Raw genomic sequence first — 13348 nt, 5'->3', positions numbered from 1 at the left:
ATGACATTTAATGCAAGTACTACGGTGTAGAATTTACACCAAATGTCATTGTTAACTTAAGCAATACCCAAAAGTCTACACCTTACAGATTGCCCATGAAAACAAAACTCTTCACGCTGATCAAAGGAATTTCTATCATTCTCATTTCCAGTGCGCTGGGTTTAGAGCTATGGAATCTGTCTGCGTATTGGATGACCCATGCAACCTTTGATCTGCCTGTCTGGATGGTTGCATTCGCCCGGTTTGCGTTGATCTCCCATTTGATCGAAGGGTTAATTGCTGCCCGATCTGCACCGGCTAAGCAAAAAGCAGCGATCTCGTATGGGATTTATACTTTCTTTGTGGGTACGGTTGCATTGTTAGAATTGTTTGATCCGCAGGGACTCATCATGGGCGATCGCTCCTCTGAATCGTACGGAACGTCAGATTGATTCTGGGATCAACGGGTTTTGCTGTTTTAGGGACTTGATGCAACCAGTAGTGTTGGGTCGATCCTTGCATCAGCAAGCCACTACCCTGGGTCAGGTCTAACGTATACTTCAAGGCTTTATTGTGTTTGTGCCGCAGCATAAATCGACGGGTTCCCCCCAAACTGAGGGAAGCAATCACTGGATCACGACCTAATTCGGGTTCATCATCGCTGTGCCATGCCACACTATCATTGCCATCGCGGTAGAGGTTGAGCAACACACTATTAAAACAGGTGTGCGCTAAGGTTTCTGCCATTGATTTAATGTGCAGGAGCGGCTCCGTCCAGGGATGAGGCACCATCGTAATGCCGGAGTAGGTATAGGTTGTGTTGCGATCGCCATACCAGGCTGTGAGCCGCGGAATGGGGATCGTTTGTCCGGCAATTTTGATACAATCCTGCTGCCACTGAATGGATGAATTGAGCGTTGCAAACCATTGATCACTTTCAGCCTGACTGAATATCTCCGGATAGAAATATATCTCGGCATCGGGCAAATCTAACTTGATCGCTGAATCTTCATTGGGTAATGGGGATCGATCCCAGAGGCTCAGTTGTCGCGAATCCATAGTGCCAGTCCACCTCCTCGACCGCGTGCTGCAATGCAATCGTCTGTAACCCAAAAGAAAGCAAAGAACGGTAAGGTGGCGATCGCTTGTTGATAGAAATCGTGGTGATCTACTTTACCTTGACGCACAGCACCCTTGTAGATCGTCAGCCCCAAGACACTGACGTGAATCTGGTTAAAATCAAAAGCCAGTAGATTTTTTTTGCCCATGTACTTGAGCGGTCCTGTAAATTTTACCGTTACCGAACCGACTTGAATTTGATTGCTAATGTCACCCTGATCTGGGCTACTGTTTGCATCGGTTGCGGCAGCAAAGCAAATATGCGCCGGAGCAAACTTGGGCAGATAAAACCCCTTACCCAGGATAATGCCGCCCCGTTGGCGCACTTTGCGGGTGCCTGTGGCAAAACACAGACGCCAGCGTCCATTCAGGCTGGCAAATGGATAGCTAAGCCGCTGTTGCTTCGCTGTTTTTTCGGCTTGTAACAAGGCATTCACCACTTGCTCAGCCGTCGGGCGATCGCGTTTGGACTGGAACCCAGAATGGGGTGATGGTGCCGCCGCATCCTGCTGCCCTCCCCGAAATGCATTCGCCGCTTGCGTCAATATGGCAGCAAAGTCAGGGCTAGCCGGAGATGCAAAATCAATGGTAGAAGAATGGGTCATACTGTCACTAAGAATGATGGTGTGCTAAAGAAACTGTAAACCGACTGCCTTTTCCTACCTCACTTTCCACAGAAATGCTGCCTCCATGCAGTTCGACAAGCCGTCGCACGAGCGTCAGTCCTAACCCTGTGCCTGCATATCGACGGGAGTAAGAACTATCAATTTGCACGAAGGGTTGAAACAGTTGCTCAACATCGGCGGGTGCGATGCCAATCCCTGTATCAGATACACTAAATCGTAAAACAGAGTGCGCTAAATCTGATTCAACCGCGAGTTCAACCTGTCCTCCCGATGGCGTAAATTTCACCGCATTACTCAGCAAATTGATCAAGATCTGGCGCATCCGTCGTTCATCTAATTCTGCAATCTGGACATCATCGGCGATCGCCAAACTGAGGCTAATTTGCTTATCATCTGCCATCGGCTGAATGAAGTTAAGGCTGGCGTAGCACAACGGTTGTAGCGCCACGATAGCGGGTTGCAAGTCCATCTTGCCAGATTCAATTTTGGCAAGATCAAGAATATCATTGATCAATTCCAATAAATGCTTCCCACTTTGGATGATGGTTGAGATGTACTGATATTGTCGAGGATTGAGTGCGCCAAACATTTCCGCTTGCAATACCTCAGACAAGCCCAAAATAGAGGTGAGAGGGGTGCGTAATTCATGGCTCATATTTGCCAAAAATTCATCTTTAGCTTGACTGGCAGCATCCGCCAAACTCTTTGCCTGACGCAGGTTTTCTTCTGCTTGCTTACGTTCTGAAATATCAGTAGTTGACCCGACCAGTCGGATCGGTGTTCCTGTATCATCCCAAATAGCTTGCCCTCGTACTTGCACCCACTTATAGGTGCCATCTTTGCATTGGGCACGATATTCCACAGCATACTGCGGAATTTTGCGGTGCAAGTAGGCTTGATGAATCGCCATAATGCGATCGCGATCATCGGGATGAATGCGGCTAAGCCATTCATCCGGATCATCCAACACATCCTCCTCGGCATATCCCATAATTTCTTTCCAGCGGTTAGATCGAAACATGGTGTGATTCTTTTTATCCCAATCCCAAATCCCATCATTATTGGCTTTGAGAACGAGTTGCCAGCGTTCTTCTGCCGCCCGCAGCGCAATTTCTGCCTGTTTCCGTTCTGTAATATCCATCGTCGTGCCAAACAACCGTAACAGCTCCCCTTGTTGATTGAGAATGGGTTCGGTTCTAACTTCAACGTAGCGGATGGATTCATCGGGTCGAATGATACGATGTTCGAGTTCAATCGGCATATAGTTAACTATGCCCTGCTCAAACCGTGTCTGCCAGAGGGAGAGGTCGTCTGGATGAACACGGTGATCTCTCAATTCTTCATAGGTCGGTTCACCTTGATCGGGGTCAAGCCCATAAATATGAAACAGTTCTTCTGACCAACTGTTTTCCCCCTTTAAAGAATCAAATTCCCAACTGCCGATGTGAGCAATTCTCTGGGCATTTGCAAGATGGGCTTTGCTACGTTTGCGATCGCTAATATCATGCATTACCGAGAGAATGCAGGGAATTCCATCAATCTCAATCAGTTCAGCAGACATCAACACAATTTTGATCTCGCCCGCTTGAGTCCGAAGCCTGACTTCTAGATTCAAAAATCGCCCTGCGTCTTGCAACAATTGTCGTAATTTCATCCGGTCGTCTATTGTCACCCACAGGTTGAGTTCGACGGTGCTATAGCCGATCACGTGTTCGCGGGCGTAGCCGATGAGTTGACAAAGGCTATGATTTACTTCGATATAACGACCTTCCGCATAACTAGCGATCGCCACTGGATAGGGTGAAGCATAAAAAGCACGTTCAAATATTTTTTCTGCTTGTTTACGAACTGACATTTCTTGTTGCAATCGTTGGCTTTGCTCGGCAAGTTGCTGTTCCAAGGTGCGGGCATGGTCTCCTAACTGACGGCGATGGAGGGCATGTTCTATCGCGATCGCTGCCTGAGTCAAAAGAAAGTGCAAACTGTCCCGATGAGGTGCAAGCACAGCATCAGTGAATGCACCCCTCGATTGATAATGCTCCAAATAAAGAATGCCCAGTATTCTGCCATCCAAATTTATATCATCAGCATTGATACCATCAGAATTAATACCATTAGAATTTATATCATCAGAATTTATATCATCAGACGGTTGTGGCACAGGAGTTTTACCAAGAGTACTAGTTCTTGACCTGGTGGTTTGAGAGTCTCCAAGCGGTAAAGGGTGTCTCAAAAGAGGCAGACATAGCACAGACCTGGGATGCTGCTGGCTGAAATAGGCATCAATAGATCCACCATCCCAAGCTTCATCTAGATAATCATCCAGGGAGCGTGTTATCTGAGGCTGGTGGGCTGGCGCACTCGTTCGGCTAACATCGTCGATCGCATACACTTTACCCGTTTGTTTGACTTTCGTGATTAAGCTCAAAGGAACGGTTTGACCCAGGTCTAAACAGGGCGATCTCCAACCGCTCACTTGCCCCACACGATATTCTGCTGCAAGGGTTAATTCAGCATCTCCAGCCCAAACAAAAACTGCTCGCTCAGCCCCTATCTGTTCTGCAATCACTCGGGTCAGAGTAATCTGTAAGCGATCCAGCTCAAGCTCTTCAGATATGGCTTGAGCTGCATTGAACACCATTGCCAAATCTGGAACTGTCGCCTCCCCCCCGTTTGATGTTGTCGATCTCCCAAGGGACATCTTTCCACTCCCTAAAAAGATGGGATACCCATTTTCATCCCAGCTTACAGCCGTTTTTAAAGAGTAAGCCGTAGTCATCAAAAGTTTATTTTAGGCAACGTATCGGGCATGGCTTAATCTAGCGATGAAATTGGGTGGGAGTGCTGCGCTCCGCGCGGCACTCCCACCCAATTTCATCGCCTCAACTCGTTACCTCACCGGGAAAAGTTTTTACGCTGCTGTTTGCACAGGTTTTACTCTACGCGATCGCAATAACTGGACAAAGGTATCGCTGACCGTGTGGTCTTTGGTATCAGCCGCATACTGAATCAACATTTCACGCAGGGCGATCGCATCCTCCAATTTTAGAAAACTTGCCAACATAAAATATACCCCTCGAAAACGTGGATCACCCAGGTGTTGTTCTTGTCGCTCTGGGTACGCCAAAAATGTTTGAAGAATAAAAAACTCTGCAATTTTGTCGTGGCGAAAATACCATTCTTTGGCAGGCTTTCCTTCGCTATCCGTAGCTTGACGGCTAACCACCATTTTGTGCCGTTCCATGCCCAAAAGTTCCTCTAAAAACTGAGCGTCGGGTAATGCTGCTTCATCTTTAAGCCGCATCTGGTAAACGGCTTCCGAGAAAACATCCAGCGGAAATTCTCGCCCCAGATGCTTGTCTCGATATTCCTCTGCCATCACCGTATATTGCTGTTCCTGTAACCGAAACAAGTCTGGCTGTTTGCCTGCGGCAATCATCGAAGCAATCACCGTTAGATCCATTGGATTAGAAAGAATCCGTTGAGCGGCTGCCAGTTCTTCAGCATCTTGTCGATCGCCTAAAACTTGTTCCAGATAACGGGTGCAAGATTGCTCATAGGCTTCACCACGAATGGGAGCATAGTCGGGAATCAATGGATTCCGAGAGCGTAAAAATGCTTCAACATGCGATCGCCCCAAGGGTTGCATGACAATCCGTTTAGCCGTCGCCGGAGGGATCCATTCCATGGGTTGCGTTGCCAGAATGATATCGCCTTTGAAGTAGTTTTCGGTGAATTCGACAATCTTAGCTCGTGTATCCGCGCTCACTTCGTTCAGACCATCAATACAAATAGCGATCGCCCCACTATAAATCAAATTTTGCAAAAACTTCGGGTCTTTAATCTCCTCACCATGCAACTTCTTTTGGATTGCTTCAATCACACCATCAGCACACTTGGTTGCCGGAAGATATACCACAACTCGTTGCGATCGCTGGCAGAGATGCCGTAAAAACATCGTCTTGCCCAATCCCGAAGCCCCTTCCAGCACCAGTTGCCCCTGAAACCCTGAAACCGCTGCCCGAATCGGAACACTCTCCCCTGAATCAGGATTTTTGACCTCTGAATTTTCAAAATAGGCTTCTGGTTTAAAGTTCTCCAATCCGGCATCGGCGAGCAGAGATTCCCGAAAGGGGGAAAAGAGCGATCGCCGCAGAAACGGCACCCAGGTCAACGCAAACCCCACATAGCCCAATCCCATAATCTTCCGCACCCAGGGATTCCAAAAGAAGATGGCTTGTACCTGCGGAGATTTGGGATAGAGGAGAATCAGAGCCAGCCAAAATGCGGCGTGAGCTAACCAAACTTGTTTTCCGGCTGAAATCCATTCAGCAACAGATTGCAGCAGAAATGCCTGCCGCTTGTTCTGAAGCGATTCCAGCGACGTCTCCACGCTCAGACGATAATCATCCAGATAGATATTATCTTTTTGCAACCTTGGATCGGCTAACACGTCTTTAATGGTCAAAACAACTGCCAATGCTTGCTCAGTCTGCGGCATCGTCAACGCATGGCGATACTGATTAGCTGCAATATCTTTTAGCGATCGCGCAGCCTCTTTGCGCACCTCAAACTCATTGTCTTTCAATGCCTCAAACAATGTAGGGAGGACGGAATCAGGATTTGTGCTAAAGAGTCCTAATGCGTAAGCAGCACTACTCCGAACAGATGGGTTTTCATCCTTAATCAGATTAATCAAGGGGGAAATAGCCGTTTCATCTTCTACACCGATCGCCCGTATCGTATAAGCTGCATTACTGCGCACATGGGCATATGGATCTTGAAGCGTCTCTATCAAGACAGGAAGAGCTACTTTATAGTCCTCATCGTTTCTGTTCAAGGCATAAGCGGCATAGCTACGGACAGCAGCATTCTCATCCTTTAAAGCCTCGATCAGCGCCGGAATAGCAATTTTGGTATCTGCACCAATCTGTGCAATAGCGGCTGCCGCGCTACTTCGGACATCGGCGTTGCTATCCTTCAATACTTCTAATATGGCAGGAAGTACGCTGTTAGTTTGAGTGCCAGAATTCCTGAGTGCATAGACCGCAGCAGAACGAACTTTTGAGTTTCCGTCTTGAAGCGCTTCTATAAGGGCAGGGATTGCGATATCAGCTTTAATGGCAGCAATGGATAAGCTAGATGCAGCAGTCTGACGAACCTCAGCATTTTCATCGTTTAAAGCTTGAACTAAAGCAGGAACAACCAGGTCATCTTGTATGCCAACATGGAAATATAAAGCATACACGGCATGAATTCGAATGTTGGCATTGTTGTTTTCGAGAGCTTTGATTAGCGTCGGAATCGCATCGGCATCACAGTCAAACAGTGCATCACTACGATTGCTGAGGTAGCCATTGACGTCTGCTTCTGTGCAGGTTTTTGCCCAGGCAGAACCAGTGAATAGCAACGGCAGTGAGAAACTGAGGAGAGCAATTTTTAAAGCGATGGAGAAGGGATTTCGCATGGGTTTCTCTGTGGGGGCAGCACGAGAGGAAAGTATTCAAGGCGATCGCTCGACGTTGAATGGTGTTACTGGATACTTCGCCTTCAGGCATTGTAAATCCGGGTTGAGCCAGTGATGTTTCCGATGTGCAAAAGGTTATCTGCCTTAACTCAACCTACGGGAGAAAGCCAGGTTAACCGAATTGGAGTTGTTGCTGGATACAGAGATGAACGGTGAGCGATGGCAACGTGACTAGCCCCCCTAGATTTCCACACATGGGAGAATTTGAGCAATCCGGCTCCCTTAGAATTGGGGGTTGGGGGGCAAATTCATCCGTTTATTCAGCGACGCCGAATTAGCTGCCAACGCCCTGTCATCTCAACATTACTTTCGTCTTGGTAGGGAAATCCGTATCTCCAGAGGGAGGACAACCCCCGATTAAAATATAAAGGGACTGCCCAAAATATTGATAGATTGCGCTGCAAGCCTCACATTCGATCGCAAATTTTGCTTTAGACGTTGGAAGTAGACCTATGACAACCATCCTGGAACAGGGAAATATCACGATCCATACCGAGAATATCTTTCCCATTATTAAGAAATGGCTCTATTCAGATCATGAGATTTTTCTAAGGGAACTCATCTCCAATGCGGTAGACGCAATTAAAAAGCTGGATATGGTGTCCCGCTCGGGAGAATATTCTGGGGATATCAGCGAGTCAAAAATTGAAATCACCCTCGACAAAGACAACAAAAAGCTATCGATTTCCGATACGGGCATCGGTATGACTGCCGATGAGGTGAAAAAGTATATTAACCAGGTTGCTTTTTCTAGCGCAGAAGAATTTGTTGAAAAGTATAAAAACAGCACCGACCAACAGATCATTGGGCATTTTGGTCTGGGTTTTTATTCGTCTTTCATGGTGGCGTCTCAGGTCGATATTGACACCTTGTCGTATCAAGATGGCGCAACCCCCGTTCACTGGTCGTGCGATGGTTCGACTCAGTTTGAGTTGAGTGAATCGACCCGTACCACTCGCGGCACAACCATCACCCTGACCTTGATGGATGAGGAACAGGAATATTTAGAACCTTATCGCATCAAGCAGTTGGTCAAAACCTACTGCGATTTCATGCCCTATCCTATCCTGTTGGATAGTGAGCAAATCAACAAACAGAAAGCTCCCTGGAAAGAGTCTCCCGGCAACCTTAGCAAAGATGACTATCTAGAGTTCTATCGCTATCTCTATCCCTTTCAGGAAGATCCGCTACTGTGGGTGCATTTGAATACCGATTATCCGTTTGTGGTCAATGGTATTCTCTACTTCCCTAAACTCAAGCCCGATGTCGATGTCACTAAAGGACAGATCAAACTGTTCTGCAATCAAGTCTTTGTCAGCGACAACTGCGAAGAGGTGATCCCTCGTTTTTTGCTGCCGTTGCGGGGTGTGATCGATAGTATCGACATTCCTCTCAACGTCTCGCGCAGCTTCTTACAGAACGATCGCACAGTCCGCAAAATTGCCGACTATATTGCCAAGAAAGTAGGCGATCGCCTCAAAGAACTCTACCGGGATGACCGCGACGCTTATGTCAAGAGCTGGCAAGATCTGGGCACGTTCGTCAAGTTTGGCTCTATGAACGACGACAAGTTCAAAAAACAGGTCGAAGATATCTTGATCTACCGCACCACCTACCAGGGTGCTGTCGGTGGCGATCAAGGGGCGACCCCCGCTGTGCAGGTACAATCCGCCGACGGTGATGTTTGGCAAGATGTGACGTCTGAGGCTGAGTCTGGCAGCACCAGCTCAACAACTCCTTACACGACGTTGAAGGAATATCTGGAGCGCAATAAAGAGCGCCATGAAAACCGCGTCTTTTACTGCACCGACTCCGCATCCCAGGCAACCTATGTAGAACTGCACAAGAGCCAGGGCATCGAAGTCTTGTATATGGACTCGTTTATCGACTCGCACTTCATCAGTTTCCTGGAGCGAGAGCATACCGATGTCCGGTTCTCGCGAGTCGATTCTGACCTGGACGAGACCCTGATTGACCAGGATAAGTCGGGTGACATTGTTGATCCCACAACCAACAAAACCCGCAGCGAACAAATTAAAGAATTGTTTGAAAAAGCGCTCAACAAACCCAAGCTCACTATTCGCACAGAAGCGCTGAAGTCTGAAAATGCAGAAGCTGCCCCGCCTGCTATGGTGCTATTGCCCGAAGTGCTGCGGCGAATGCAAGAGATGAATGCCTTGTTGAGCCAGCAAGCCATGCAGTTCCCAGAAGAACACACATTGCTGGTCAATACGGCTCATCCCCTGATTCAAAATCTCGTGACCCTTAACCAGGGCAGCATCCTGCAAGCAGACGGAACAACCGCATCCAACGACCTCAGCACCCTGATGTGTCAGCACATTTATGACCTGGCACTGATGGCACAAAAAGGGTTTGATGCCGATGGCATGAAGTCCTTTGTGGAGCGATCGAACCAGGTGTTAACGCGATTAACCGAAAAATAGGGCGCTCTCACTAGAGACGCGATCCATCGCCTATCGCGTCTGTTGATTCAGTCCGGTGTGGTGGGGCGCTATGCGCCCCACCACACCGTTTTTGTTGAACGACCTTGCACATTGCGATCGCGAGCAATTTTTTTCCATGACTTGCCCTGACAATTCTGCTATAATCGCTAATCGTGCCTAAGTAGACTGAATTCACTGGAACAGCCATGCCTCGTAAATGTGATTTGACTGGTAAGAAGGCAAATAATGCGTTCGCCGTTTCTCACTCTCACCGTCGGACGAAGAAGCTTCAGGAAGCCAATCTGCAAGAAAAGCGGATCTGGTGGCCCCAAGGAAAACGCTGGGTGAGACTGCGTCTTTCAACAAAAGCGATTAAAACCCTTGAGAAGAAAGGGATTGCTGCAATGGCAAAAGAAGCGGGGATCGACCTGCGCAAATATTAAAGGATTAGCAAATCTCTCAATTGCAGGCTTTAGCTTTTTGATCGACCCAGGTTTGTTGTACAAGACGCCTGGGTTAATTTCTAAGAGACTGGCTGTCAGGTGCGATCGCCTTTGGGGTCGATTCTAAACCGGCTGTAGAAACCAACACGTTTTGGGGTAGGGGTACGGATGGTCGAACCCCTATCTTTTTGCATGGGCTAAAAACGTCTGAGTCTTGAGAACCAGGGTGAGAGTCCCAGAATGAGCAGTTTGGTGGGTCAGACTAGACTTTGCCTGGTCTGACCCACCAAACTGGTTAGGCACTTCTGAGTTCTGTCCAATGTTTGTCGTACAAGTCGATCACCTCTTCAACTGGCGCGATCCCCTCACATTTGTCCAACATTTCTGCGGTGGGGAAGAGTTTTGCATTGGCTTTCAACTCACTCGATAACAACTCAAAGGCAGGCACAATCGGAGTTGCAATTTTGAGTGTCTCGACCGCAGTCTTCGCATTTTCCGGTTCCATCATAAAATTAATCCAGGTGTAGGCAGCGTCTACATTGGGTGCAGAGGTGGGAATTGCCATCGTATCTGTCCATACCGAGGTGCCGTTTTTAGGAATCACGTAGACCAGATTGGGATGGTCGATCGGTAATAAATTCCCCAGGGTTGAATAAGACATACAAATCGCCAGATCGCCTGAAATCAGTTGATCTTCCCAACCATAGGTTTGAAATGAAGCGATCGCCGGTTTCAGTTCTAACAGCTTGTTGTATGCTTCCTCTAGCTGTGCCGAGTCCGTAGCATTGTAGGAATAGCCCAGCATTTTCAATACGGCTCCCATCGTTTCGCGGACATCATCCAACAACGTCATTTTGCCAGCCAGTGCCTCTTGATTTTGCCAGAGAAAATCTAATCCTTCCGGTTCCCCATCTAAAACATCGCGGTTGTAAAGCAACCCTGTGGTGCCGATGGTAAAGGGCACGCTATGGGCATTGTTAGGGTCATAGACTGGACTTTTCCACTTTTCTAATAACGTATCCAACCCGTTGATGCGACTGGCATCCAGTTCCGTTAGCAACTGCAATTCAGTCATCTGCCGCACCATATAATCAGATGGGTAGATAAGGCTGTATTGCGATCCGCCACCCGCCTGCAATTTAGCCAGCATGGTTTCGTTGGAATCATAGACATCAACCACCACATTGATTCCAGTCTTTTCCTTAAACAGGGCATTCAAATCTTCGCTTAAATAATCTGCCCAGGTGTAGATATAGAGCGTATTGGGATCACCCGATGGTGCTGCCGGAGTATCTGCATCTGCAACAGACCCACTGATGGTGCCTCTAGCACAATTAGAAAAAGCCATGCTGGACAAAGCTGCCGCAGAAAATTGCAGGAACCTGCGACGACTGGCATTGAGCCTGGGCGTTAGTTTGGTAGGACGAGGATAGGGTTGAGAAGACGGTTGAGACGGTCTCAGGTTCATAGACAATGAGCGACTCCAAACGTAAAACGACAAGATGAGTGAGCAATGATCAGTCAGCAAAAATGAACGTTCAAACATCGACTGGACGGTAGGCTAAAGCCGCCCGAACCGCGATTGTTTATGCCCTTTGGGGTAACCAATCATTGATTCGGACAAGTTTTTAGGATCATGGATTGCATAAAACCCGAGTTTTTTTGAAAGCGCGATGTCGAAGCCATCGCGCTTTCAAAAAAACAGACAGGTCAATCAATCGGTGATCCTCACCGTTGATCCAGAAACGTTGATCCAGAAACCCAGTGCTAGATGTTTCTAGAAATAGATGCTTGATAGTGCTATGGACTCAGAACCAGCAAGGTAACAGGTTAAAAAACAGCTCCGCACAATGTTTCAACCCGTGACCTGCCCTAACAGGATTGCATCAGGCTATAGACATCCATTGGCGATCGCATTGACGCTCTACCCATGAGTAAATCAGGCTGAGTCAGAATAACAGTTGCCAAAGTTACTAAATCGGCACGGGTCTTAAAGATTGGCAAGTTTTTTTGAGGATTTAGCTATGCTGCTGGCGTGAGATTTAGGGGATCATGGCGACTTTGATGACTTTGCGATCGCGCATATCTTCAAACGTTTGCTGCAAATCTTTGAGCGATCGCTGATCACTAATCAATAACTCAAACGGCAAAACTCGACGTGCCAATACAGCCAACGCCTCGCGCACATAGTAAGGCGTATTGTGAAACACACCTTTGAGCGTTAATTCACTGTAATGCAATTGCTCCGTATTAACAGTAATGGTCGTATCCCGAGGACAACCCCCAAACAAATTCACCGTCGCACCCGGACGCGCACAGGCGATCGCCATTTCCCACACCGACGGCACCCCCGTTGCTTCGATCACCACATCGGCTCCCCAACCCTCTGTTAACGCCTTCACCTGCTGAGGAATAGAGTCAATCTGGCGATGGTTAAAGGTTTGCGCTGCACCCAGTTGCTGACCGATCTGGAGACGGTGATCATTCCCGCCAAAGAGGAAAACCTGGGGTGGGGTGGGGTGAAGCGAGGAGGGGGTCGTAGGAACAATTCCTGGCACTTGCTCCGTGGGATTAAACCCATACCCGATCGCCAGCGCCGCCACAAACATTAAGCCGATCGCACCATCCCCCAGAACGACAACGCGATCGCCCGGTTTTACCTGAGAGCGGGCAACGCCATGCAACACACACGCGAGCGGTTCGGTCAGGGCAGCTAACTCATCGGGTACGCCCGCTGGAATCGGCAAAAGATTGTGGGCAACGATGGGGGCTGGAATTTTTAGATATTCGGCAAACGTGCCATTGTTAAAGCTGAGATGGGTGCAGAGTGAATATTCGTGCCGCTGACAAAAAAAACACTTCATGCAGGGTGCCGAATTGTTGGCAACCACGCGATCGCCGAGGTTCCAACCCGTGACGCGATCGCCTATGGCAACAATCTGTCCGGCAGCTTCATGCCCAAACAAGGTAGGTGGCTTCAACATCTTGGCATGTCCACCCCGCCGCCAAACCTTGAGATCGGTGCCGCAGGTGGTCGCCGTTGCCACCCGAATCACGACTTCATCGGGTGCAGGGGTCGGTTCTGCAACGTGTTCTAGTCGTAAATCTTCTTGCCCGTACAATACTGCCGCCAGCACACCCAATCATCTCCAAGGGATACGAATTTTCATCATCTCACATGTAATTCTTTTTGAGGGAGCGACGGCAGAG

The 13348-nt window shown here is 48.2% G+C and carries 10 protein-coding genes; 3 read left to right on the top strand and 7 right to left on the bottom strand.

The features are described from left to right. Positions 1–95: 95 nt before the first annotated feature. Positions 96–431 (top strand): hypothetical protein, encoded by a 336-nt coding sequence (locus ACR6Z4_RS26145; RefSeq protein WP_479720281.1) that lies wholly within the window; start codon positions 96–98, stop codon positions 429–431. On the opposite strand, the gene ACR6Z4_RS26140 is transcribed toward ACR6Z4_RS26145, so the two are convergent. The 4 genes from ACR6Z4_RS26140 to ACR6Z4_RS26125 form a co-directional block, all read right to left on the bottom strand. After that, complete coding sequence (locus ACR6Z4_RS26140; protein ID WP_479720280.1) at positions 388–1038, bottom strand: alpha-ketoglutarate-dependent dioxygenase AlkB family protein; 651 nt, start codon at positions 1036–1038, stop codon at positions 388–390. The genes ACR6Z4_RS26145 and ACR6Z4_RS26140 overlap by 44 nt on opposite strands. Further along, on the bottom strand, positions 1020–1703 hold the full coding sequence (locus ACR6Z4_RS26135) for a hypothetical protein (RefSeq protein ID WP_479720279.1): 684 nt from the start codon (positions 1701–1703) through the stop codon (positions 1020–1022). The genes ACR6Z4_RS26140 and ACR6Z4_RS26135 overlap by 19 nt, the downstream gene beginning before the upstream one ends. A 7-nt stretch (positions 1704–1710) precedes the next feature. Further along, on the bottom strand, positions 1711–4425 hold the full coding sequence (locus ACR6Z4_RS26130) for a PAS domain-containing sensor histidine kinase (protein ID WP_479720278.1): 2715 nt from the start codon (positions 4423–4425) through the stop codon (positions 1711–1713). Between the two features lie 210 nt (positions 4426–4635). Further along, positions 4636–7191: a HEAT repeat domain-containing protein gene (locus ACR6Z4_RS26125; RefSeq protein ID WP_479720277.1), complete on the bottom strand. Its 2556-nt coding sequence runs from the start codon at positions 7189–7191 to the stop codon at positions 4636–4638. A 512-nt stretch (positions 7192–7703) separates the two neighbouring features. On the opposite strand from ACR6Z4_RS26125, the gene htpG reads away from it, so the two are divergent. Beyond that, the gene (gene htpG / locus ACR6Z4_RS26120; protein WP_479720276.1) at positions 7704–9695 is read left to right on the top strand and encodes a molecular chaperone HtpG; all 1992 of its coding nucleotides are present in this window, start codon (positions 7704–7706) and stop codon (positions 9693–9695) included. 206 nt (positions 9696–9901) lie between these two features. Beyond that, positions 9902–10138: a 50S ribosomal protein L28 gene (rpmB, locus tag ACR6Z4_RS26115; RefSeq protein WP_479720275.1), complete on the top strand. Its 237-nt coding sequence runs from the start codon at positions 9902–9904 to the stop codon at positions 10136–10138. A 295-nt stretch (positions 10139–10433) separates the two neighbouring features. On the opposite strand, the gene ACR6Z4_RS26110 is transcribed toward rpmB, so the two are convergent. The 3 genes from ACR6Z4_RS26110 to ACR6Z4_RS26100 all read right to left on the bottom strand — a co-directional run bounded on the left by ACR6Z4_RS26110 (position 10434) and on the right by ACR6Z4_RS26100 (position 13275). After that, positions 10434–11606 (bottom strand): ABC transporter substrate-binding protein, encoded by a 1173-nt coding sequence (locus ACR6Z4_RS26110; RefSeq protein ID WP_479720274.1) that lies wholly within the window; start codon positions 11604–11606, stop codon positions 10434–10436. 404 nt (positions 11607–12010) lie between these two features. After that, positions 12011–12142, bottom strand: a complete 132-nt coding sequence (locus ACR6Z4_RS26105) for a hypothetical protein (protein ID WP_479720273.1) — start codon at positions 12140–12142, stop codon at positions 12011–12013. 38 nt (positions 12143–12180) lie between these two features. After that, positions 12181–13275 (bottom strand): zinc-dependent alcohol dehydrogenase, encoded by a 1095-nt coding sequence (locus ACR6Z4_RS26100; protein ID WP_479720272.1) that lies wholly within the window; start codon positions 13273–13275, stop codon positions 12181–12183. Positions 13276–13348 lie beyond the last annotated feature (73 nt).

The sequence above is a fragment of the Calyptranema fuscum S582 genome, from assembly GCF_055793305.1.
This window is presented reverse-complemented; position numbering and strand designations above follow the sequence as displayed.

Excerpts from the sequence above, each read along its gene's own strand:
- ACR6Z4_RS26140 (WP_479720280.1), bottom strand. The coding sequence starts at position 1,038 with ATGGATTCGCGACAACTGAGCCTCTGGGATCGATCCCCATTACCCAAT.
- ACR6Z4_RS26135 (WP_479720279.1), bottom strand. The coding sequence starts at position 1,703 with ATGACCCATTCTTCTACCATTGATTTTGCATCTCCGGCTAGCCCTGAC.
- ACR6Z4_RS26145 (WP_479720281.1), top strand. The coding sequence starts at position 96 with ATGAAAACAAAACTCTTCACGCTGATCAAAGGAATTTCTATCATTCTC.
- ACR6Z4_RS26130 (WP_479720278.1), bottom strand. The coding sequence starts at position 4,425 with ATGTCCCTTGGGAGATCGACAACATCAAACGGGGGGGAGGCGACAGTT.
- ACR6Z4_RS26125 (WP_479720277.1), bottom strand. The coding sequence starts at position 7,191 with ATGCGAAATCCCTTCTCCATCGCTTTAAAAATTGCTCTCCTCAGTTTC.
- ACR6Z4_RS26110 (WP_479720274.1), bottom strand. The coding sequence starts at position 11,606 with ATGAACCTGAGACCGTCTCAACCGTCTTCTCAACCCTATCCTCGTCCT.
- rpmB (WP_479720275.1), top strand. The coding sequence starts at position 9,902 with ATGCCTCGTAAATGTGATTTGACTGGTAAGAAGGCAAATAATGCGTTC.
- htpG (WP_479720276.1), top strand. The coding sequence starts at position 7,704 with ATGACAACCATCCTGGAACAGGGAAATATCACGATCCATACCGAGAAT.